Here is a 20,665-nt window from a genome sequence, read left to right as displayed (position 1 = left end):
GTAATTCAACAAGATGATTTCATTCAAAAACGATTCGCAATATGCAAGTATTAAACAGGCAGGAAAGAAATGTTTCCTTTATTTGGTTCCTGTTATTTTTCATTATAACAGTCGCTTTATTTGTATTGGCTGTATTCTTTAACTACCAGGTTCCCGCAAGGGAAAATGCTTCACTGCGGAAAGAACTGAGCTCATTCAGAGAGGAGCAGGCGTTTCAATCAGAGTTCCTGCAGAAGTTGGATAAAGTAAAGCATAACCTGGATTCTATTAACCTGCCTAACCAGAATGCCAATTATATGGACCAGGTGATCGCCGCGTCCCTGGCGGATATGCGCAATTCTATTCCAAAGGATGCAGTAACGCATTATGGCTTGTATGATAATATTGTGCAGAACTGTTTATCGTTACAACAAACAAAACAACAGCTGCGTGAACTGCAGAATGCACAACAGAATATTGCAGGGCTGAAAGAGCAGGTGGCCGATCTGAATGCGAAGCTGGAAAGCAAGAGCAGGGATCTTGATAACTGCCGCCAGATGATGCTGCTAAACAGCCGCGCTCACTAGCTTTCAGGCGTATATTAATCATGTAAATATTGGAATAATAATTATTTGTTAGGACTCTTGACTATTAAAATTTTCATCCTATATTTGATGCTTATAAATCATAAATAAATAAATCCTAATTATTTTTTCTTTATTGTAACCTTAAAAATTAACCCAACATGTCATTCAAAGCCAAATTCGAAACAGGCGGCAACGAGTACAATGTACAGCACGTCGCCTACGATCTCACACAAGAAGTAGATGCAACTGGCCGCCCTTCAGCCATTACCCGTGGCGGACGCATTAAGCTGACAGTAGAATCTACCGGAAAAACAGATCTCTTTGAGTGGATGGTAAACAACTTTGAAAGAAAAGATGGTACCATTACTTTCTTCAAAAGAGATACTGATTCCAAACTGAAAACTTTGGAATTTAAGGAAGGCTACCTGGTTAAGTTTGAAGAGTCTTTCGACTATGAAAACAAAAACCCAATGGTAATCTCCTTTACCATCTCAGCCCGTGAAATTAGCATGGGTAATGCAAAACATGTTAATGAGTGGGTATAATAACTCCTTACATTATGCAGAAGAGGCTGTTACCGTAAGGTAACAGCCCCTTTTTTTTGAAGAAATTCTCTATACAAGTTGGATCCATTCTCCCTGCTCAGGAACGATGGCGGTTAGCTTTTCAGCAGCTACTGCTGCTCTCAGGGCTTCCCTGCTGAGGTAACAGTGATTAATAGCGCCCATGTGTACTGCTATCACTTTAGGTTGTGCGGGATGCCTGATGGTTTTAATCACATCACCGGCAGTCATGGTAATGGGATCTCCCTGCAGGAACTGCGCAGCGCCAGCATTTACCACTACATAATCCGGTCGGAATGTATCCAGCGCAGTGGCCACTTCTTCACACCAGATGGTATCCCCGGCGATATACAACGTACTGTTTCCTTCCTTCAACACAAAGCCTGATACCGGCGCCATCATTTTACCGATTTCACCTGTGCCGTGTTGTCCGCCTGTGCGGGTGATGCTGATGTTTTCCCAGGTAACAGTGGTCACAACAGGGATCACCTGTGTAAATGCCTGTTCCCTGATAGTGCTTTCATCTTCCGGCTGGCAGAATAAAGGAATACTTTTAGGCAGGATGGCCTGCGCGGTAACATCCCAGTGATCGCGGTGCCGGTGGGTTACCAGTATGGCATCCAGGGATGATAATAGTTCTTTTAAAGCAGCATCATCGAGCGGGAGTTCGGTCATTGGGTTCCGGATGCTGTTAGCCGCATTGGGAACGGGATCCAGACTGTCTTTAACACCTAACATAGGATCAACCAGTATGTTCTTATTGTTCCATTCTATCAGCAATGTGGTATTGCGTAAATAATGTATGCGCATGGTTAATTTTTTTATAACATGGCATAAAGTTATTGATTAATTGATGGCCCACCATATCCATAAAATATAAACGGGTTGAAATAATAAACGGCTCCATATATACCATGGTTTGGAAGGCAGGCCACCAGGTGCGGGAAGGTTCTGCACTGCCACGCGGATGTTGGCGGGAAACATGGCTACCAAAAGAATCATTAAGCCCCATCCTGCATAATATTGTATGGAAAGAATCAGCAAACCGATGCCCAGCAATATTTCCAGCACACCGGTAAACAGTACTGTGAATACCGGCCACGGGATCATTCCTTCAATCATATAACTGAGCTTGCGTGGCTTCAGCAGATGTGTAAACCCTATGAGAATGAACATAACGGCAGCGGATATACGCGCATCTGCAGTGAGCTGCTGTAAGAGAGGTATTTGAAAGATGTAACCTATTGCAAGTAACAGGAGAGCGATGCTGCATAAACCGGAAAAGAAAGCCATTTGTATATTTATTTAGGGCTCAAAGGTCTGCATCTTCCGGAAATATAAAACTAACAAATGTTAGTTTCTTTTTTTCCTGATCCTGCTCAGGCTTCCGGGCTCAATACCCAGGTAGGAAGCAATTTGTTTGACAGGGATATGCTGTACCACTTCCGGGTGCTCTTCCAGCAATTGCATATACCGCTCCTGTGCAGAATATTGCAGGAACGACAGTTCACGGTTGTATTTGCGGAGGTATTGCTGTTCTGCTACCAGGCGGCCTATACGCTCCGATTGATGCGAGGTATTATACAATTGCTGCAAATCGGTGTAATAACAGGCATATCCGCGGACGGGTGTAACCGCCTGCAAACTTACTGCGGCTGGTTTCTGCGTAATAAAGGAAGCGTAGGAAGTGGTAAAGCTGCAGGGAAAAGCAAAGTCCATACTGATGTCTTTACCGTCGTGGATAGTATATACCCGTACAATGCCTTCTTCAATAAAATAAATGGCATTGGCAGTTTTACCGGCTTCCGACAGGTGCTCATCTGCCGGAAAAGTTACAGGCTGCAGGATGGCTTCAAACTGTTCCCATTGAACCAGCGGCTCTTTCAGCAGTGCCTGCAGCTGTTGCCGGATAATTGCGGTGCCTTGCATCAGGTTTTCCTCAATTGGATGGATTGAACAAAATGATGATGTCCTTTTTCCAGTATCAGGCTGGCGCGATAACGGGTAGGCGCAATATTTTGTTCCAGGTTGGGTTTGTTGATATCTTCCCAGATCTGTGTAGCGAGTTCAATGGTAGCAGCATCAGAAAGATGCGCATAGCGGTGGAAAAAAGACTCAGGGCTCTGAAACGCCGTTTTACGCAGGGTTTCAAAACGTGCGATGTACCATTTACGGATATCTTTTTCTGCTGCATCCACATAAATACTGAAGTCAAAGAAATCGGATACGAATACAGCCGGATCTTTCTGCTGCTGGCGGTGACGTACCTGTAATACATTCACGCCTTCCACAATTACAATATCAGGTTGTTCTATCCATTGTAACTGCCCGGGCAGGATATCATATTCGAGATGAGAGTACAGCGGTGCTGCCACCTTTTCTTTGCCGGATTTTACATCTGCCAGGAAGTGGATCAGCCTTTTGATATCATAACTCTCCGGGAAACCTTTGCGGTTCATGATATTATTGGCTTCCAGTATTTTGTTCGGATAGAGGAACCCGTCTGTGGTTACCAGGTCTACCCGCGGATGATTGGGCCATGCCTGTAATAATTTCTGCAGCACCCTGGCGGTGGTGCTTTTCCCAACTGCCACACTTCCGGCAATACCAATGATGTATGGTACCTTATGTACCTGGCTGCTGAGAAATTTGGTGGTGGCGATATGCAGCTGCTGTGAAGCGGTTACATAGAGGTTCAGCAGGTGTGCCAGCGGAAGATAAACCTGTGTTATTTCTTCCTGTGTGAGTGGTTCGTTCATACCGTGCAGCGCTTCCAGGTCGTAGTCTTGTAGTTGCAGCATGGCATCGCCGCTTCTTTCTGCCCATTCCTTACGAGAGAAACTGATATAGGGAGTATAGCGGTCGCGTTTCAGAGAGGTGGTCATTCCAGTGCCTTTATTGTTGTATATATACAGTCTTTATATTCAGAAATTCGTGTGTGCCTTCCAGTGATAGTTCACGTCCGTAACCGGATTGTTTTACGCCGCCGAATGGTAAGCGTGCATCCGAGCGGACCATTGCATTAATAAATACATTCCCGCTCTCTATCTTCGTGGCCAGTTGTGCCGCTTTGTCGAGGTCGCTGGTCCACAGTGCCGCACCCAGGCCAAATTCGGTTTCATTGGCCAGTGCAATGGCATCGTTTTCATCTGCAGCTTCTATGATCACTGCCAGCGGTCCAAAAGTTTCTTCTTTGAAAGCAGTCATTTTGCTGGTTACTCCTGTAAGCAGGGTAGGTGCAAAGTTACAGCCTTCATGTGTACCGCCCAACTCCAGCTTAGCGCCCTGTTTGATAGTCTCCTGTAATTGTTTGGCCAGTTCATTTGCCAGGTCCGGGCGGGCCATAGGTCCCATCTGCGTACTTTCCAGCGTGGGATCTCCCTGTTTGAGGTCCTGCAAAATACGTTTCACTGCTGCTGTAAATGCCGGCACAATTTCTTTTTCCACGATCCAGCGTTTGGCGGCAATGCACGACTGTCCTGCATTCTGCATCCTGCCCTGCACTGCTGTTTTGGCGGCGGCTTCCAGGTCGGCATCTTTCAATACAATAAAAGGATCGCTGCCGCCCAGTTCCAGCACTGTTTTCTTGATATATTTTCCCGCAAGCGCAGCTACACTTTTTCCTGCAGGGGTGCTGCCTGTAAGCGTAACACCCTGTATGCGGGGATCTGCAATAATGGGCTCTATGTCTTTGGAAGATACCAGCAGCGACTGGAAAGTACCGGCGGGAAAATTACTTCCGGCAAATATTTTTTCAATGGCCAGTGCGCAGCCGCTCACGTTGCTGGCGTGCTTCAGGATGCCGGTATTACCGGCAAGTATATTGGGAATAGCAAAGCGGAACACCTGCCAGTAAGGGAAGTTCCATGGCATAATTGCCAGGATGATCCCTTTGGGCTCGTACGATACATAGCTTTTATATGCATCGGAACCAATAGGTTTATGTTGCAGCATTTCTACGATGTTCTCTGCATAGTATTCTGCAGAGGTAGCGCATTTCAATACTTCCGCGCGCGCTTCTTTCAGCGTTTTACCCATTTCCTGTGTGATCAGCGCAGCATGTTCATCTGCATTGTTTTTCATGGACTGGGCTACCTGCATCATCCATTGCCGGCGCTGTTCCAGGGGAACTTTTAACAGCTCCGTGTAAGCTTTATGCCCCAGCTGTAATTTTTGTTCTATTTCTTCCGGTGTATGTGCTGTATATACAGCAACGGTTTCCTGTGTAAACGGATTGATGCTTGTAAACATACCTGTGGCTTTTAGCGGTTAGCATTTAGCTGTTAGCGAATAGTCACACAAATTTACCGTTTTCCGGTAAAAGCTCGTCCTAAAAGCTAAAAGGCTATCTTTGCATCTCTTGAAAAACAGTACATTTTTATGGCGCTTAGCAGGTGGAATATCATGATAATGGCCCTGTGCACAGGGTTGATCGTTGCCAATATATATTACAGCCAGCCTTTGCTGGTATTGATGAGTGAGGAGTTTAAGGTCACTGAAAGTAATGCGGGACAGGTAACATTTTTTACACAGGTAGGATATGCGCTGGGGCTGTTATTTTGTGTGCCGCTGGGAGATAAACTGGAACGCAAACGGCAGATAGTGGTAATGACGCTTGCCGCTGTAGTAGCCCTGGTGGCTGCTGCGGAATCAGTGAACATCACCATGCTGAAAATTACAGGTTTGATGATCGGGTTTACCTCTGTAGTGCCGCAACTGATATTACCCCTGGCAGCCAACCTTTCTGATCCTGCAAATCGTGGTAAAGTGATTGGCACCATAATGAGCGGTTTACTGGTTGGGATCTTATTATCGCGCACACTGAGCGGCGTGGTAGGACATCATTTCGGCTGGCGCGCCATGTTCTGGATAGCAGCCGGTATCAGCGCTTTGCTGGCGGTGATCATGATCACTTCCTTTCCATCCAGCAAACCCAATTTCCAGGGGAGTTATGGCGACCTGATGAAATCTTTGTTAACGCTTGTGAAAGAGCAGCCAATGTTAAGGGAAGCTTCTGCTATCAATGCCTGTTGCTTTGCGATGTTTGGGATGTTCTGGACAACAGTGGTTTTTCTTTTATCGGATGCACCTTTTAAATACACCAGCGAGCAAATTGGTTTAATGGGCCTGGCAGCTGCGGCAGGTGCTTTGGGCGCTCCACTGGTAGGGCGTATTGCAGATAAGAAGAACCCGCGTATCGCTATTGGTTATGGAATCATCTTTTTGTTCTTCGGTTATTTTCTTTTCTATATTTTCAAAACCAATATTATCGGTATCATCATTGGTATCATTGCCATTGATCTTGGTTTGCAGGGAATACATGTATCCAATCAAACCCGCATCTACACGTTGTTGCCGGAAGCAAGGAACCGTTTGAACACAGTGTTTATGACCGCCAGTTTTATTGGCACCTCGCTGGGCTCCGGCATCGGGTTGTGGGTATGGTCTTTTGCACAATGGAATGGCGTATGCGTGGCTGGTACAGCATTGATCCTGGTTGCACTGATCATCTACCTGGGCACTTATAAAAAAGCCAAACCTGCTGTTACCGCTTAATCCTGTTTAATACAATCATTACTACCAGCAGGTAACTCATCATGCAGAACAGGGCAGTTTTATAGGCCAGGTAAAAATTACCGCTGTGCCGTGCGAGGTAAAGGAAAACGCCTCCCAACATACTAACTCCCAATGCAGATGCAAACTGCTGTATTGTTGAATACACCCCGCTGGCGGCGCCTGCTTTAGCCGGAGGCATATCCCACATAGCCACTTTCAACAGGGACGGCATCAGCAAACCTGAGCCACTGCCGTAAATAACCAGGCAGGGAAGAATGGCCCATGGCGTTAATACATCTCCCCGGAATAAAATCAGTTGCAAAGTAAAGGCGAGGATCATCAGTATACAGGCCGCCTGCAATAAGCGAATGCCGAACCTTGCTGCATTTTTGATAGACCATAAGGAAGCAAGCAAAAAGGGAATGGTTTGCATCACGAAATAATTCCCTGCTGTAAAAGGCGACATATGAAACCCGTTTTGAAAATAGATGGCTGCTACAAAAATATAAGCGGTATTTACGCCAAAGAAAAACAATACGCTGATGATGCCTGTATTGAAGCTCTTTATACGGAACAGTTCCAGGGGAACCAGCGGATCGCGTTGCTGTTTTCCAAGCCAGCGCTGGTAAAAAATAAATACACATAATAAGAGTAAGGCTGCTGCCAGCATTGCAATTGTCCAGGCCGGCCAGCCCAGTTCCGCGCCCTGTATAACAGGATATATCAGGAAAGATAAGGCTAAGGTGAGCAGTATGATGCCGGGGATATCAAAGCGGGTGTTTTTGTTTTGCCCGGATTCCTGCACATAGAACCAGGCCAGGAGCATGGCTACTATACCAAAGGGCAGGTTTACCAGGAAGATAAGCCGCCAGCTGTCGGTGATCAGGTGTGAAGTGATGAAGTAGCCACCGAGGAATTGCCCCAGTGTGGCGCCGGTGCCCAGGGCCATACCGTAAAGGCCATAGGCTTTGTCGCGGTCGGCGGGCGACTGAAAGCTCAGTTGTATCAGTGTGATGGTTTGCGGTACCGTAAAAGCAGCCGCTACGCCTTGCAGCAGCCTTGAAATAATCAGCATTTCCATGGAAGTAGCGAAGCCGCACATCGCTGATGTAATAGTGAATGCGGCGAGCCCGGCTATAAACACTTTCTTTTTGCCCAGGTAATCGCCTGTTCTGCTGCCGGTGATGAGGAATACCGAATAGCCCAGCAGGTAGCTGGCAATTACCAGCTCCAGCGCTGCGTCGGAACTGTGAAAGTAGCTTTTAATAGCAGGAGTGCTGATGTTTACAATAAATACATCGATCACGGTAATGAGTGGAGCCAGGAGGATCACTGCCAGTGATACCCATGGATTTACACTGGTTGTTTTAATGTATACAGACTGGTCTGTTTTCATAAAGGTAAATTTTTTTATAATGTTTCCAGCAGTCTGGCGACTACTTTCTTTGTGTCTTCCATTGGTTTGGCTGAGCGTTGGATGTAGCCCTGAAGCCCTGCGCCTTCATAAAGATTCAGCAGCATATCAGTCATTTCTTCCAGTTCTGCAGCGGGATAAGGCTGTTTTATAAGCTTTAGCTGTTCTGCAATAAAGGCTTTCAGCGTGAGTGTATGTGTTTTTACCTGCAGCAATGCGTCGTCGTTCAGCCCGGGCAGTTCGTAGGCAATGCGTATAAAGGCGCAACCCCTGAAATTGCTTTTCTCCATGTGCCGGCGGCGGAATTCAAACAGGCCTATCAGCTTTTCCCGGCCGGGGGCTAACTGGTCGATATAAGCCATCCGTTCAAGGTGGTTATTTACACGGGTCCGCAGCAGGTATTCCGTGAGCAGCGCTTCTTTGGATGGGAAGTGCTGGTAAAGACTGGCCTTGGCAATCCCCGCTTCTTCGATGATCTGGTTAATGCCGGTAGCCTGGTAGCCTTGCTGGTAAAACAATTCGCAGGCCGTTTGTAAAATTCTTTCTTTTGCGCCTTGTTCTTTCATGGTGCAATGTTAAGATAAATTAACAAAACAGACAAGTCTGTATGTATTCTTTTAAAAAAACAGCGGAAAGGAAATGTTTTCCTCTCCGCTGCATTGCTAAATCCTTATAGCTTATTAATCTACTTTCGTGATTTTCAGCATATTTGTTGGAAGATGTTCTTTAACGGGGGTGCTACCGGTATTAACGGCTACATCTCCTGATTTAATGAATCCTCTTTCTTTCAGGATATTGATCTGGTCAAATACGATATCATCCAGGCTTTCTTCTTCTTCATAGTAGAATGCGCGTACGCCCCAGCTCAGGCTCAGCTGGTTTACCAGCGATTTCTCTTTAGTAAAGATATAAAGCGGGCTGCGGGGGCGGTAGCTGCTCAGCATAAAGCCGGTGTAACCGCTTTGGGTCATACCAATGAGGGCGTCAGCATCCAGGTCTTCCGCAATTTTACAGGCATTGTAGCACAGTGCATCGCTGAGGAAGGTAGGAGAGTGGCGGTGAGGGATCAGGTTACGGTTGTAAATGATAGCTTCTTTTTCCACTTCCTGGATAATTTTGTTCATGGTCTGGATAACCAGTTCCGGGAACATACCGGTAGCGGTTTCACCACTCAGCATCACTGCATCGGCGCCTTCCAGTACGGCGTTGGCCACGTCGGTGATTTCACTGCGGTTGGGGCGTGTGCGGTCCATCATGCTTTCCATCATTTGTGTAGCCACAATAACGGGTTTTGCACGGTGGATACATTTGCGGATGATGTCTTTCTGGATCATCGGGATCTGCTCTACAGGCAGTTCCACGCCAAGGTCGCCACGGGCAATCATCACGCCATCACTTTCCCAGATAATTTCTTTCAGGTTCTGTATCGCTTCGGGTTTCTCAATTTTAGAGATCACCTTCATTTTAGAATTACGTGCTTCCAGGCGTTTACGCAGGTCGGTGAGGTCTTTCACGCTTCTTACGAAGGAAAGGGCCACCCAGTCGCATTCCTGGTCGATAATGAATTCCAGGTCAATGACATCTTTTTCTGTAAGTGCAGGAAGGGAGATTTTTGTGTCAGGAAGATTGAACCCTTTCTTGGAGGACAATACGCCCGGCAGGGAAACTTCCGCTTTGATTTCACCGTTGGCTGTGATCTCTTTTACAACGGTTTCTATTTTACCGTCATCCAGCAGAATTTTCTGGCCAACTTTAAGATCTTTATACAGGTCAGGGTAGGAAACGTATATTTTTTCCATATTGCCCACCAGCTTTTCGTTGACGAAGGTGAGCAGATCACCTTTCTTCAGCGGGAGTGCATTGTTCTCGATTTCGCCCACGCGCAGCTTTGGTCCCTGTAAATCGGCCAGGATGGCTACCGTGTAAGGTTCTGTTTTATTGATCTGGCGGATATATTCAATAATCCGCAGTTTATCTTCGTGCGAGCCATGTGAAAAGTTGAGGCGGAAAACGTTCACACCGGCTTTAACCAGTGCCAGCAGGCCTTCATAGGTGTCGCACGCCGGGCCTACGGTAGCCACGATTTTTGTTTTGTGCGAAGAGTGTTCTCTACCCGCAGCGTTATCCATCTGCTTGTGATAGTATTTCGAAAGATCCTTTGTACTCATAAGTCTAATTTTTTAACTCGCAAGAATTTTAACAATCTTAAACCATTCGGGGTCAATTTCCTGTTTGGCTTTTACAGCTTTATCAAGAGGAGTGTAATGGATCTTGTCGTTAACAACACCGATCATTACATTATGGATGCCTTCCAGAAGGGCATCAACGGCTGCATAGCCCAGGCGGCTGGCCAGAATACGATCTGTGCAGGTGGGAGCGCCGCCACGCTGGATATGCCCCAGGATACTTACCCTGGTATCCATTTGCGGGCACCTTTCTTTAATAATACGACCAACTTCAGTAGCACCGCCGGTTTCATCGCCTTCGGCCACTACAATGAGGTTAACCAGTTTTCTGCGGCGTTCATTCGCCTGCAGTTCTTCAATAATGTCATTTACTTCGGTTTTGCGCTCAGGCAGCAGAATGTGCTCCGCACCGGTGGAAATACCACTGTGTAATGCAATGTAACCGGCATCGCGGCCCATTACCTCAATTACAAACAGACGGTCATGCGCATCGGCAGTATCCCTGATCTTGTCGATGGCCTCTACCGCTGTATTCACAGCCGTGTCAAATCCAATCGTAGAATCGGTTCCTGCAATGTCCTTGTCAATAGTACCAGGCAAGCCTATACACGGAATATCAAATTCCTGGCTGAACTTTTGCGCACCATTAAACGAGCCGTCTCCACCAATTACTACCAGCCCGTCAATGTTGTGTTTTTTCAGATTTTCGTAAGCCATTTTTCGCCCTTCATATTCATAGAACTCTTTGCACCGGGCGGTCTTCAATATGGTGCCTCCGCGCTGAATAATGTTGGCAACGGATTTTGACTCCATCGGGAAGATTTCGTTCTTCAACATTCCCCTATAGCCGTACATAATGCCATACACATTCAGCTGATGATAAATGCCCGTTCTTACAACGGCACGAACGGCGGCGTTCATGCCAGGGGCATCTCCCCCTGATGTAAGGACTGCAATGTTGTTCAGTTTTTTCATATAAATTGCTAAAAAAATATCTTAAAGGCGCACAAAAATAACATTTTGCAATTGTTTTCTAACTGTTATCTGATGAAATAACCTAAATTTTTAATTTCCATCAAACAAAGTAGATAAATTTTTTAAAAAATATTACGCATGTCGAAAAAAAATAATAGGAGGTGGGTCTTTATGAGCGTAAGTCTTATCGCCGGACAGGTAATGGCACAACAGCAAACGTTGACTTATCCCGAATCAAAGAAAGTGGATACCGTTGATAATTACCATGGTACCCCGGTAGCAGACCCATACCGCTGGCTGGAAGATGACCACAGCGCAGAAACAAAGGCATGGGTGGACGCCCAGAATAAGGTAACAGAAAATTATCTCTCCAATATCCCTTTCCGCAAAGAAATCCGGAAAAGACTGGAAGAATTATGGAATTACCCGAAAAACGGCGCCCCTACCAAACATGGCAGGTATTATTACTTCTTTAAAAATGATGGCCTGCAGAACCAGTCCATACTTTACCGCTCTGCCACTTTAGGCGGTACACCGGAAGTTTTCCTGGACCCCAACAAACTTTCTGCAGCAGGTACTACCGCATTGGGCTCCATGTCCTTCTCCAAAGACGGGAAATATTTTGCCTACCTGCTTTCCAAAGCAGGCTCCGACTGGCAGGAAGGTTTTGTAATGGATGTGGAAACCGGTCAGCCCCTGGCCGATAAACTGGAATGGGTGAAATTCAGCGGCCTGTCCTGGAAAGGGAACGGCTTTTATTACAGCCGGTACGACAAACCCGATGAACAAAGCAAACTATCCAAAAAGAACGAGTTCCAGAAAGTATACTACCACCGCCTGGGAGATCCGCAGGAAAAAGATGAACTGATTTATGTGGATAAAGAACATCCGCTGCGTAATGCCGGTGTGGATGTTACAGAAGATGAGCGTTTCCTCATCCTTGCCACTACTGAAGGCACTTCCGGCCGGGAGCTCTGGTTCCGTGATCTGCAGAACCCTGCGCAAAAAGAATTCAGCCTGCTTGTAAAAGGCTTTGCCAATGAACCGGAGGTAATAGATAATGACGGCGATAAATTACTGGTGCGTACCAATCACAATGCGCCCAATTATAAAATTGTGCTGATTGACCCCGCTAACCCCGCTGAAGCCAACTGGAAAGTAATTGTGCCAGAAAAGAAGGAAGCGCTCCAGGGTGTGGGCCTGGCCGGTGGCAAATTATTCCTTTCATACCTGAAAGATGCGTCTACCCGTGTTTACCAGTATGATTATAAAGGCAGGCTGGAACACGAAGTAAAACTGCCTGGCCTCGGAACAGCCGGCGGCTTTGGCGGTAAAAAAGAGGACAAGGAGTTCTTTTATACCTATACTTCTTTCATCACCCCGCCGGAAGTATATAAATATGATATAGCTACCGGTGTTTCTACCTTATATAATAAGGCAGAAGTAAAATTCAATCCTGCACAGTATGAAACCAAGCAGGTATTTTTCAGGAGCGCCGACGGGGAAAGCGTACCGGTGTTCCTTTCCTATAAGAAAGGTATCCGGCTGAATGGCAACAACCCTGTGCTGCTCTACGGCTATGGTGGATTTAATATTGCAGTGACGCCTTCCTTCAGTGTTTCCAATCTTTACTTTATGGAACAGGGAGGCATATACGCAGTAGTGTCGCTGAGAGGTGGCAGCGAATACGGGGAGGCCTGGCACAAAGCAGGTATGATGGAGAAGAAGCAGAATGTATTCAACGATTTTATCGGTGCAGCCGAATACCTGGTGAAGGCGAAATATACGAATCCAGGCAAAATAGCGATCCGTGGCGGTTCCAACGGTGGCCTACTGGTAGGCGCCTGCATGACGCAGCGCCCCGAACTGTTTAAAGTGGCATTACCTGCCGTAGGAGTAATGGATATGCTGCGTTACCAGAAATTCACCATCGGCTGGGCCTGGGCAGTGGAATATGGCAGCAGTGATAATGCAGAACAGTTTAAATACCTGTTGAAATATTCACCGCTGCATAACCTGAAACCCGGCACCGCTTATCCTGCAACACTGATCACTACTGCCGATCACGACGACCGTGTGGTGCCTGCACACTCATTTAAGTTTGCGGCTACCCTGCAGGCGGATAATGCCGGGCCCAACCCAACGCTCATCCGTATTGAAACACAGGCAGGCCACGGCGCAGGCAAGCCTACTTCCAAAATGATTGATGAAGCAGCGGATATCTGGGCATTTACCATGTATAACCTGGGTATGCACAAGTAAAGTTTGTAAAGGATCAGCATTTAGCTGCTTATCAGAATGCCCCGGCATTTTGGTGAGCAGCTAAATGCTTTTTTTCTTATCTTTAGAGATAGCGTATTGAACATGGCTTTATGAAGGTACTTATAACTGGTAGTAACGGATTATTGGGACAACATCTGATCCCCCTTTTTCTGCAAGATGGAAAATATGATGTGATAGCCACAGGCAGAGGCCCTAATCGTTTCCCCCTGCGGGATAAATACACTTATGAGGCAGTGAACCTGCGCGATGCCGGCAGCGTAAAGCAACTGGTGGAAAAGCATAAGCCGGATATCATCATTCATGGCGGCGCTATGTCGCAGGTAGATGACTGCGAAAAAAATAAAGATGCCTGCTGGGATACCAATGTAGGGGCTACCCGCTACCTGGTACACGCAGCAGAAAGCTGCAATGCCTTTTTCATTTTCCTGTCAACAGATTTTGTGTTCGATGGCCTGCAGGGCCCTTACAGTGAAGACGCTACCGTGAACCCCATTAATTATTATGGTACCAGTAAAGTAGCTGCAGAGCGGCTGGTGATCAACAGCAAACTGCAGTGGGCCATTGTACGCACCGTACTGGTGTACGGCGTGGTAGCTGATCCGCACCGTAATAACATGATCACCTGGGTGAAAAATAATTTGCAGCAGGGCAAAAAAGTAAAGGTGGTAGATGACCAATGGCGTACGCCTACTTTGTGCCACGACCTGGCGAAAGGTTGTTTGCTGATTGCAGATAAGAAAGCCACCGGGTTTTTCAATATCTCCGGAAAAGAAATTCTCACTCCTTACGATATGGCCATCCAAACAGCTGAATACTTTAAACTGGATACTTCCCTCGTAGAAAAGATCAGTGCCAAAACGCTGGCCCAACCTGCGGCCCGCCCTGCCAAAACAGGGTTGATAATAGACAAGGCGGCCAAAGAACTTGGATATCAGCCCCGCACTTTTGCAGAAGGCCTGCAGATTGTAGCGGGTGAAATAAAAGCCTGAGGACTAAAATTCAAGAAATACTTTACTGCCAAATATTTTCCTTACACTGTCCCGTTGGGTGAGGGTATCTGCTGCCAGTGAATGCAGCTCCACCGCCGTTCTGAACATACTGTCGCGTTTATAGAGCACCAGCGTTTTTCCCCAGGCTGCCTGCTTTCTCTGCATCTTTGCGGCGGCGCTGCTGTCTTTATACCTTTCCACCACCGCATAATAGGTGATCGGAGTAATGGCAGCCTTCGCAGTAGAATCGGCCAGTGCCTTTTGCAGGGAGTCCGCGGCGGCAGCGGCCAATTGTTGTTGGGTGGCAGCATTGCTATCGGGAAGTGTTTCAGACTCACGCACAGCTTTGGATATGCCGGATAAATACCACCAGGCCGCCAATCCTATCACAATAGCAGCAATGGGAATTGCCGCCCACCACCATTTGAAACCGCTTTCTTCTGTTACGGCTTCCAGCGTATCTTCCACTTCTTCTGTCATAATAGGTTCCAGCGCTTCAGGGGGAGGCGGAGGAACAAAAGCCGGTGTTGTATTTGTACTGCGTTGATCGGTTGTCCGCTCAATAGGCCTGATTTCGAGCGTTTCCTTTTCTACGGGCAGCTCTTCCGCATGGAAGTGAATGTTACCGGTGAAATCGCCCCGGAGTTGTCCTATTCCCGGCAATACCACCGGTTTCCCGGATTGAAGGTCAGCCTTCAGTTCCTCCAGGTATTTTTCCAGCTTCCGCTGCGCTACGGCTGGTACCAGGTTTTCTTTAAGCGCTATCCATTCCACACAGGAACCATCGTCCTGCCATTGCTGGGTAAACATTACCTGTTCACGCGGCGCCGTAAGCGTTTGTGTGTGGTCGTTATAATGCGAGGGGAAATGCTGCACAGAAAACGTTCCCAGCTGTGGTACCACACAAACCCGCTGTTTGAACAACACTTCCTGGATATATTGCTGAAGTATCAAGTAGAGAAGTTTTTAGTGAATGCCGCGAATTTTGTCTGACTCAGGATTATGATGATTACGCTGATTAATTTTTTTTCCTGATTTTAAATTTAGCTTATTTAAAATTTTAAAAAAAATATCCTGTTAATCCTCATAATCATCATAATCCTGAGTCAGACAAAATCCGCTTAAAAAAATATCCTGTTAATCATCGTAATCATCATAATCCTGAGTCAGACAAAATCCGCGTTAGAACTTAATCATCACACCACCCACAATATTAAACCCATAAGTAGGGTAGAGGTAATACCGTTGGTAATGTGTATTGAACAGGTTGTTTGCATTTACCCAGAGGCCGAAATTCTTGCCTATGTCATAAGATGCACCTGCATTCATATCCCATGCGCTTTTGGTTTTACCAAAGTCTTTGTTGGGAAGCAGGTAGTAACTGCCGCTTAATGCAAAGAGGTCGGCGTTCAGGTGTAATTTTTTTGCGATGGTGTATTGTGCAAACAAATCGCCCTGGAAAGCGGGCAGGTGCCATGGTTGCACTTCTGTTTCCTGTTTGTTGTAGTTGTACCAGTCGAAGCTCACGCGCGCCTGGAATTTTTCTTCTTCAATATATCCTACTTCGCCATGCAGCTGGAATGCGCGCAGCTGGGCTTCGTTACGGGTGGTGAATTTTTTGGTGTCGGCGCTATCATTTACAAACAGCGGCATATTATACCAGGTAACGGACGCGAACTTGGTGTTGTAATTAAAGTGGCTGCCCAGCGTACCTTTGATACCGGTGTATTTTTCTTCTACACGGGTATTCAGCATTTCTCCCGGCAAGCCGTTGAGGAATGGATTTTTATTGGCGAGGTTACGGTAGGTATTCTTTTCGAAGTAAGAGATCCATCCGCTGCTCAGGATCAGTTTTTTACGGATCAGGTGTGATTCATTCACGATATCCGGCAGCAGGTAAAATTCACCATTGCTCCAGGTAGGGTTTACACCGGCATGCAGTACAAACCCGGGCTTCATGATATCCACAGCCGGGTGAACGGAAGCGATGTTATTATTAATAGCGCGGTTGTTATCCTGTTTATAGGTAGAAAGATCAAATACACCTTCTACTTGTATAAAGATATCCTCAAATACCTGTTTACGTACGGGTACATTCAGCTGGAAGGTATTTTCTGTACGCTTGTAGGAATCATTGAAAAGAATAAACTTCACCTTTGGCTGAAAGGTAAACGCCCAGTCGTTTTGCGGCCTGTTCTGCATACCAACAGAGGCGGTCAGCTGGTTAAAGGTCTGCTCTATATCCTTCTTTTTATAACTCGCGGTATCGTGGCCATAGCCATAATAGTGAACGGTATTGCGGTCGTACCCAATGCTTCCGTCGAACCGGAATTTTGGCAACAGGTAAGTGCCGGACGCCAGTACGTTCAGGTTGCTGTAGTCCTGGTCGGGAATTTCCTTGCCTTTGGAGCCGGTGTAATTTACATACAGGCCGTAGTTGTACATATCCTGCCGCCCGCTGCCGAAGCCGGCCTGTACATAAGGCGTTTTATAATTGCCGTATCCAAGTTTTATGAAGTTGTTCTGGAGGTACGACAATGAATCTTTCCCCAGCGCCAGTGGTTTTAAGGGCATGGCCTGGTACATAAAGTTCAGGTTCAGCGCCGGAATCTCGTATTTCATAGAAGGCCTGGTAGTGTCAATCCCCGGCAAAGATGCAGTGAGATTGAGTTTATAGGCATCCCGCAGTTTGGGCTGATTGGTGGAAATGATATCGATCGTTTCCTGTTTCAATGCTTCCTGTGCGGCTGCTTTCTGTGAAAACAGCATCCCGGTCAGGCCCAGTGCTGATATGATAAAAGTTCGTTTGTTATATATTGCTTGAATGTTCATGCTTTGTTGCGCTTAAATGTCAGGTTCCGGAATCCGGGTGATTATTTCTTCGGTTTTTTGCCGGCGGCTTTTTCTTCTGCTTCTACTTTTGCCAGCTTGTCTTTCGCTTCCTGTTTCAGCTCAGGAATTGAGCTGTTGGTAACGATGCTCTGGTAAGTAGCTTTTGCATTGAAATAATCCTGCTGACGGGCATACACATCTCCCAGCAGGATATATGATTTCGCCACCCAGTATTCGTAAGACGGCGTATTTTTAATCACATCAAAACCGGCTTTTTCAGCGGCATCCAGTTCATTCTGTTGCAGGTAGCAGTCCGCAATATTGTAGCGGGCTTCGGCTCCTGTTTCAGATTTGGTCATGTTAGCCACTGTTTTGAATTCAGACATTGCAGCGGTATAGTCTTTTGCCTGTTGCAATGCTTTTCCACGGTAGAAATGGGCAATGATCTGGTCGTCTGTACTGATATTGGCAGCGGCCAGCAACATTTCCGAATAATTGGATACCTCATCCCAGTGTTTCAGCTGGTAGTTGCTGCGGAGCAGGCCCCTGGTGGCGGTAAGACTGTTTTCCTTGCTGGTAGCGAGGTCTTGCAGCTGCAGGTAATAGCCCCTGGCCTTATCATAATTCTTTACCTGGTAGAAGCTGATGTTGGCCGCTTGTAAGGCAGATCTTTCCGCGTATAAGCTGTTGTTGCGGGACAATACAAATTCGTATGCCGGCAGTGCGCTCGTATAGTCTTTACTGTTATAGGCGCATTCAGCCTTATAAAAATATGCCGGCAGGATAAACTGGCCGTTCGGATATTTCTGGATATAATTGTTGAAGCCGGCGGTAGCGCCTGCACAATCGTTGCTGGTGAACCTGGATTCCGCAGCGGCATAAGCGAGAGAGTCTTCCGCGGAGGCGGTCACTGTTCTGCCACTGGCTTTCAGGAAAGCGAGATAATCATCTGTTTTGCCCTGGCTTACGTAAATCGACTTCATGCTTTGCAGTGCTTCGTTTGATTCCGGGGAGTTAGGGAATTTTTCCACTACCTGGCGGTAATAGGCCAGCGCTTTGCTGTCGTTATCCTTATTGTAGTAGCTCAAACCCAGTTTAAGGAGTGCGCGTGGCGCATTCGGGCCATTGGGTTGTTTTTGCAGTACATTTTCCAGGAAAGGAATAGCTTCTGTATACTTTTCTTCCGAGAGATAAGTATTCGCTATCTCGATATCTGTTTCGTTCGTAAAGCCGGACGATGGGAACTTATTGCCCAGTTGTTTGAGCAGTGCCAGTTTCTCACTTTGTTTGCCCTGCAAACCCAGGATCACTGCTTTCTGGTAAGTAGCGTAGTCGGCGCCCGGAGCGTTGTTGCTGATAACGCGGTCGTACAGCGCCAATGCCTTGGGGAACTGGCGGAGCATGTAGTAGCAGTCTGCGCTGCGCAGGGCGGCATCGGTGGCAATACGTTCTGCATTCGGGCCGCTGGTGCGCTGGGCTGTTTCAAAGTAAGGCAGCGCTTCGGAATATTTGTCCTGTTTCAGCAGGCTGTATCCCAGGTTATAGCTGGCGGTTTGTGCGTTGGCTTCGCCGGATACAGGTGCGGTATTGTTCAGATAGGCGTTAAGGTTAGTAACCGCCACGTTTGTTTTATTCTGGCGCAATGCGATTTCCGCTTTCCAGAAATGAGCCAGTTGTTTGATCTGGGGATCATATGGGTTGTTGATGGCTACATCCAGCAGGCGGTCGGCTTCTGCCAGTTGCTGGTCGTTGATCAGCTGGGTGGCCCGGCCATAGGCTACTTTCTGGTAGGCCTTCAATACCGTTGGGTTTTTATCGGGAATCGATTCAATGGTCGCTAAACCGTCTTTGTAGTTATTGCTGTTCATGAAAAGATTAACGAGTATTTCCCTGGCTTCTTTGTTGTAGGCAGATTGCGGGTATGTTTCCACAAATTGTGTAAGCTCGCTGAGGGCAGCATCGGGATAGCCCAGTTCATACGACAGTTTACCGTAGTTGAAGCGGGAAATTTCCTGTTGCTGTGCATTGGAGCTGTTATTGGCGCAAAAGGCGAAAGCGTTGCGTGCATTGGCTTTCTGGCCGGTGCGCAGGTAGCAGTCGCCCAGCAGGTACATAGAGTTTTGCCCCAGTGAATCTTTGGAGCTGCTGAGCTGTTTAAATCCTGCAATTGCTTTAGACAGGTTATTGGTTTGATAATAAGCGTAAGATAACTGGTATATATCTTCATTTCTTACTTCATCCGCATTATCCTGGAAATCCTGCAGGTAAGGCAATGCTTTGGGATAGTTCTTCTTTTCGAAGTAGGCTTTACCAAGCAGTTGTTTCAGTTCTGCTTCGTAATATTGACCGCCCTGTTTCAGCAGAGGCTCTGTATAGGCGATCAGCTGATCTGTTTTCCCCTGGAAGTAATAAATTTCAGCGATGTAGTAAGGCACCACGTTGCTGTATTTCGGTTCATTCACTACTTTCTGGAAGCTGTTGAGCGCTTCCCCGTACTGGTGATTGTAGTAGCTGATAAAACCGTAGTAGTAATTGGCGGGGATGCTGTATTTGCCTGGCATCTCTTTGATGGATGCAAACAGGGGCTGTGCCTTGTTAAAATCTTTTAAATTAAAATAGCAGTAGGCAAGTTCAAACTTCGCTTCCGCAATTTCTGCATTGGAAAGGTTTTCTATATTGGCTTTTTCATAGAGGGGAATAGCCTCTTTGAGTTTATTCTGACGGAAATAATATTTTGCCAGCTGATAGCTTACCAGTTCCTCACGGGCATTGTTATTGGCCAGTTTGAGGAATTCCAGCGCCTGTTTTTCCGCGTTGTCCTGTTGTAGTTTAAGTGCACAGATAGTGTAGTAATAGTACGCATCCGTTTTAACGAGATCGCGGTTGGTTTCGTGGAAGTAGTCGATGTTATCAATGGTTTGTCTGAAAAGCTGCATGGACACTGCATATTTTTCCTGCTGGAAATACTGCTGGGCGTCCTTGAATACTTTTTCCGGATCTGTGTAGGTGCGTGTTTGCTGTGCCTGTGCGGCGGGCAGCCCTATCAAACCTGCGCCGGTGAAGGCAAGGAGCGATATATACAGATGTCCGGGAACAAAAACTTTTCTTATGAATTGCATGCTATAGCTGTTATTTCTTGAATATGCGTTTAAAACGAATCCCGGGAGGAATTATTTTCCAGCCGGGGAAGTACTCTGCCGTGGCCTGACCCTGGTAGTCCGTTTCTCTGGTGCCTGTGTGCCTCTGACATTAATGATGCGAAACGGACCTGGAGTATCAGGCAAATATAAAAGTTATATCT

17 protein-coding genes are annotated in these 20,665 nt (G+C 46.7%); 5 read left to right on the top strand and 12 right to left on the bottom strand.

Features of this window, described 5'->3' with window-relative positions:
• The first annotated feature begins 41 nt into the window (after positions 1-41).
• Together tssO and tssD are read left to right on the top strand one after the other, a co-directional pair.
• Entirely contained in the window at positions 42-566 is a 525-nt protein-coding gene (gene tssO / locus FN124_RS02420) for a type VI secretion system TssO (protein ID WP_142683193.1), read from the top strand.
• 158 nt (positions 567-724) lie between these two features.
• Positions 725-1,111, top strand: coding sequence for a type VI secretion system tube protein TssD (tssD, locus tag FN124_RS02415; RefSeq protein ID WP_142683192.1), 387 nt, complete (start codon positions 725-727; stop codon positions 1,109-1,111).
• 69 nt (positions 1,112-1,180) lie between these two features.
• On the opposite strand, the gene FN124_RS02410 is transcribed toward tssD, so the two are convergent.
• Genes FN124_RS02410 through FN124_RS02390 form a run of 5 tightly spaced genes read right to left on the bottom strand, consistent with a single transcriptional unit; the run spans position 1,181 to position 5,380 of the window.
• Positions 1,181-1,939 carry an MBL fold metallo-hydrolase gene (locus FN124_RS02410; RefSeq protein ID WP_142683191.1) on the bottom strand — a complete coding sequence of 253 codons (759 nt, stop codon included), beginning with the start codon at positions 1,937-1,939 and terminating at the stop codon, positions 1,181-1,183.
• A 36-nt stretch (positions 1,940-1,975) separates the two neighbouring features.
• Positions 1,976-2,422, bottom strand: coding sequence for a DoxX family protein (locus tag FN124_RS02405; RefSeq protein ID WP_142683190.1), 447 nt, complete (start codon positions 2,420-2,422; stop codon positions 1,976-1,978).
• A 60-nt stretch (positions 2,423-2,482) separates the two neighbouring features.
• The gene (locus FN124_RS02400) at positions 2,483-3,058 is read right to left on the bottom strand and encodes a Crp/Fnr family transcriptional regulator (protein ID WP_142683189.1); all 576 of its coding nucleotides are present in this window, start codon (positions 3,056-3,058) and stop codon (positions 2,483-2,485) included.
• Positions 3,058-4,014 carry a type I pantothenate kinase gene (coaA, locus tag FN124_RS02395; protein WP_142683188.1) on the bottom strand — a complete coding sequence of 319 codons (957 nt, stop codon included), beginning with the start codon at positions 4,012-4,014 and terminating at the stop codon, positions 3,058-3,060. Before coaA ends, FN124_RS02400 begins: the two co-directional genes overlap by 1 nt.
• A gap of 10 nt (positions 4,015-4,024) precedes the next feature.
• A complete protein-coding gene (locus FN124_RS02390; RefSeq protein ID WP_142683187.1) occupies positions 4,025-5,380 on the bottom strand; it encodes an NAD-dependent succinate-semialdehyde dehydrogenase in 1,356 nt (451 codons plus the stop codon).
• A 129-nt stretch (positions 5,381-5,509) separates the two neighbouring features.
• On the opposite strand from FN124_RS02390, the gene FN124_RS02385 reads away from it, so the two are divergent.
• Complete coding sequence (locus tag FN124_RS02385) at positions 5,510-6,685, top strand: MFS transporter (protein ID WP_142683186.1); 1,176 nt, start codon at positions 5,510-5,512, stop codon at positions 6,683-6,685.
• Here FN124_RS02385 and FN124_RS02380 read toward each other — a convergent pair.
• The 4 genes from FN124_RS02380 to pfkA all read right to left on the bottom strand — a co-directional run bounded on the left by FN124_RS02380 (position 6,675) and on the right by pfkA (position 11,260).
• Complete coding sequence (locus FN124_RS02380) at positions 6,675-8,081, bottom strand: MFS transporter (protein WP_142683185.1); 1,407 nt, start codon at positions 8,079-8,081, stop codon at positions 6,675-6,677. The two genes, FN124_RS02385 and FN124_RS02380, sit on opposite strands and share 11 nt — an antisense overlap.
• A 14-nt stretch (positions 8,082-8,095) precedes the next feature.
• The gene (locus FN124_RS02375; RefSeq protein WP_142683184.1) at positions 8,096-8,665 is read right to left on the bottom strand and encodes a TetR/AcrR family transcriptional regulator; all 570 of its coding nucleotides are present in this window, start codon (positions 8,663-8,665) and stop codon (positions 8,096-8,098) included.
• Between the two features lie 114 nt (positions 8,666-8,779).
• Complete coding sequence (pyk, locus tag FN124_RS02370; RefSeq protein ID WP_142683183.1) at positions 8,780-10,267, bottom strand: pyruvate kinase; 1,488 nt, start codon at positions 10,265-10,267, stop codon at positions 8,780-8,782.
• A gap of 12 nt (positions 10,268-10,279) precedes the next feature.
• A complete protein-coding gene (gene pfkA / locus FN124_RS02365; protein ID WP_142683182.1) occupies positions 10,280-11,260 on the bottom strand; it encodes a 6-phosphofructokinase in 981 nt (326 codons plus the stop codon).
• Positions 11,261-11,431: 171 nt separating this feature from the next.
• On the opposite strand from pfkA, the gene FN124_RS02360 reads away from it, so the two are divergent.
• Both FN124_RS02360 and FN124_RS02355 read left to right on the top strand, forming a co-directional pair.
• On the top strand, positions 11,432-13,522 hold the full coding sequence (locus tag FN124_RS02360) for a prolyl oligopeptidase family serine peptidase (protein ID WP_260607309.1): 2,091 nt from the start codon (positions 11,432-11,434) through the stop codon (positions 13,520-13,522).
• 110 nt (positions 13,523-13,632) lie between these two features.
• Positions 13,633-14,532, top strand: coding sequence for an SDR family oxidoreductase (locus FN124_RS02355; protein ID WP_142683181.1), 900 nt, complete (start codon positions 13,633-13,635; stop codon positions 14,530-14,532).
• 3 nt (positions 14,533-14,535) lie between these two features.
• Here FN124_RS02355 and FN124_RS02350 read toward each other — a convergent pair whose 3' ends face one another.
• The 3 genes from FN124_RS02350 to FN124_RS02340 all read right to left on the bottom strand — a co-directional run bounded on the left by FN124_RS02350 (position 14,536) and on the right by FN124_RS02340 (position 20,483).
• Entirely contained in the window at positions 14,536-15,486 is a 951-nt protein-coding gene (locus tag FN124_RS02350; RefSeq protein ID WP_142683180.1) for an HU domain-containing protein, read from the bottom strand.
• Positions 15,487-15,714: 228 nt separating this feature from the next.
• Positions 15,715-17,364, bottom strand: coding sequence for a TonB-dependent receptor (locus FN124_RS02345; RefSeq protein ID WP_142683179.1), 1,650 nt, complete (start codon positions 17,362-17,364; stop codon positions 15,715-15,717).
• A 41-nt stretch (positions 17,365-17,405) separates the two neighbouring features.
• Positions 17,406-20,483 (bottom strand): tetratricopeptide repeat protein, encoded by a 3,078-nt coding sequence (locus FN124_RS02340; RefSeq protein WP_142683178.1) that lies wholly within the window; start codon positions 20,481-20,483, stop codon positions 17,406-17,408.
• Between the last annotated feature and the right edge of the window lie 182 nt (positions 20,484-20,665).

It is taken from the genome of Chitinophaga polysaccharea, from assembly GCF_902150045.1.
Lineage (GTDB): Bacteria > Bacteroidota > Bacteroidia > Chitinophagales > Chitinophagaceae > Chitinophaga > Chitinophaga polysaccharea_A.
This window is presented reverse-complemented; position numbering and strand designations above follow the sequence as displayed.

What these genes read in the sequence shown, in the direction of transcription:
- FN124_RS02385 (WP_142683186.1), top strand. Translation starts at nt 5,510, where the DNA reads ATGGCGCTTAGCAGGTGGAATATCATGATAATGGCCCTGTGCACAGGG.
- FN124_RS02400 (WP_142683189.1), bottom strand. Translation starts at nt 3,058, where the DNA reads ATGCAAGGCACCGCAATTATCCGGCAACAGCTGCAGGCACTGCTGAAA.
- pyk (WP_142683183.1), bottom strand. Translation starts at nt 10,267, where the DNA reads ATGAGTACAAAGGATCTTTCGAAATACTATCACAAGCAGATGGATAAC.
- FN124_RS02410 (WP_142683191.1), bottom strand. Translation starts at nt 1,939, where the DNA reads ATGCGCATACATTATTTACGCAATACCACATTGCTGATAGAATGGAAC.
- FN124_RS02340 (WP_142683178.1), bottom strand. Translation starts at nt 20,483, where the DNA reads ATGCAATTCATAAGAAAAGTTTTTGTTCCCGGACATCTGTATATATCG.
- coaA (WP_142683188.1), bottom strand. Translation starts at nt 4,014, where the DNA reads ATGACCACCTCTCTGAAACGCGACCGCTATACTCCCTATATCAGTTTC.
- FN124_RS02355 (WP_142683181.1), top strand. Translation starts at nt 13,633, where the DNA reads ATGAAGGTACTTATAACTGGTAGTAACGGATTATTGGGACAACATCTG.
- tssO (WP_142683193.1), top strand. Translation starts at nt 42, where the DNA reads ATGCAAGTATTAAACAGGCAGGAAAGAAATGTTTCCTTTATTTGGTTC.
- FN124_RS02345 (WP_142683179.1), bottom strand. Translation starts at nt 17,364, where the DNA reads ATGAACATTCAAGCAATATATAACAAACGAACTTTTATCATATCAGCA.
- FN124_RS02405 (WP_142683190.1), bottom strand. Translation starts at nt 2,422, where the DNA reads ATGGCTTTCTTTTCCGGTTTATGCAGCATCGCTCTCCTGTTACTTGCA.
- FN124_RS02380 (WP_142683185.1), bottom strand. Translation starts at nt 8,081, where the DNA reads ATGAAAACAGACCAGTCTGTATACATTAAAACAACCAGTGTAAATCCA.
- FN124_RS02375 (WP_142683184.1), bottom strand. Translation starts at nt 8,665, where the DNA reads ATGAAAGAACAAGGCGCAAAAGAAAGAATTTTACAAACGGCCTGCGAA.
- tssD (WP_142683192.1), top strand. Translation starts at nt 725, where the DNA reads ATGTCATTCAAAGCCAAATTCGAAACAGGCGGCAACGAGTACAATGTA.
- pfkA (WP_142683182.1), bottom strand. Translation starts at nt 11,260, where the DNA reads ATGAAAAAACTGAACAACATTGCAGTCCTTACATCAGGGGGAGATGCC.
- FN124_RS02390 (WP_142683187.1), bottom strand. Translation starts at nt 5,380, where the DNA reads ATGTTTACAAGCATCAATCCGTTTACACAGGAAACCGTTGCTGTATAT.
- FN124_RS02360 (WP_260607309.1), top strand. Translation starts at nt 11,432, where the DNA reads ATGAGCGTAAGTCTTATCGCCGGACAGGTAATGGCACAACAGCAAACG.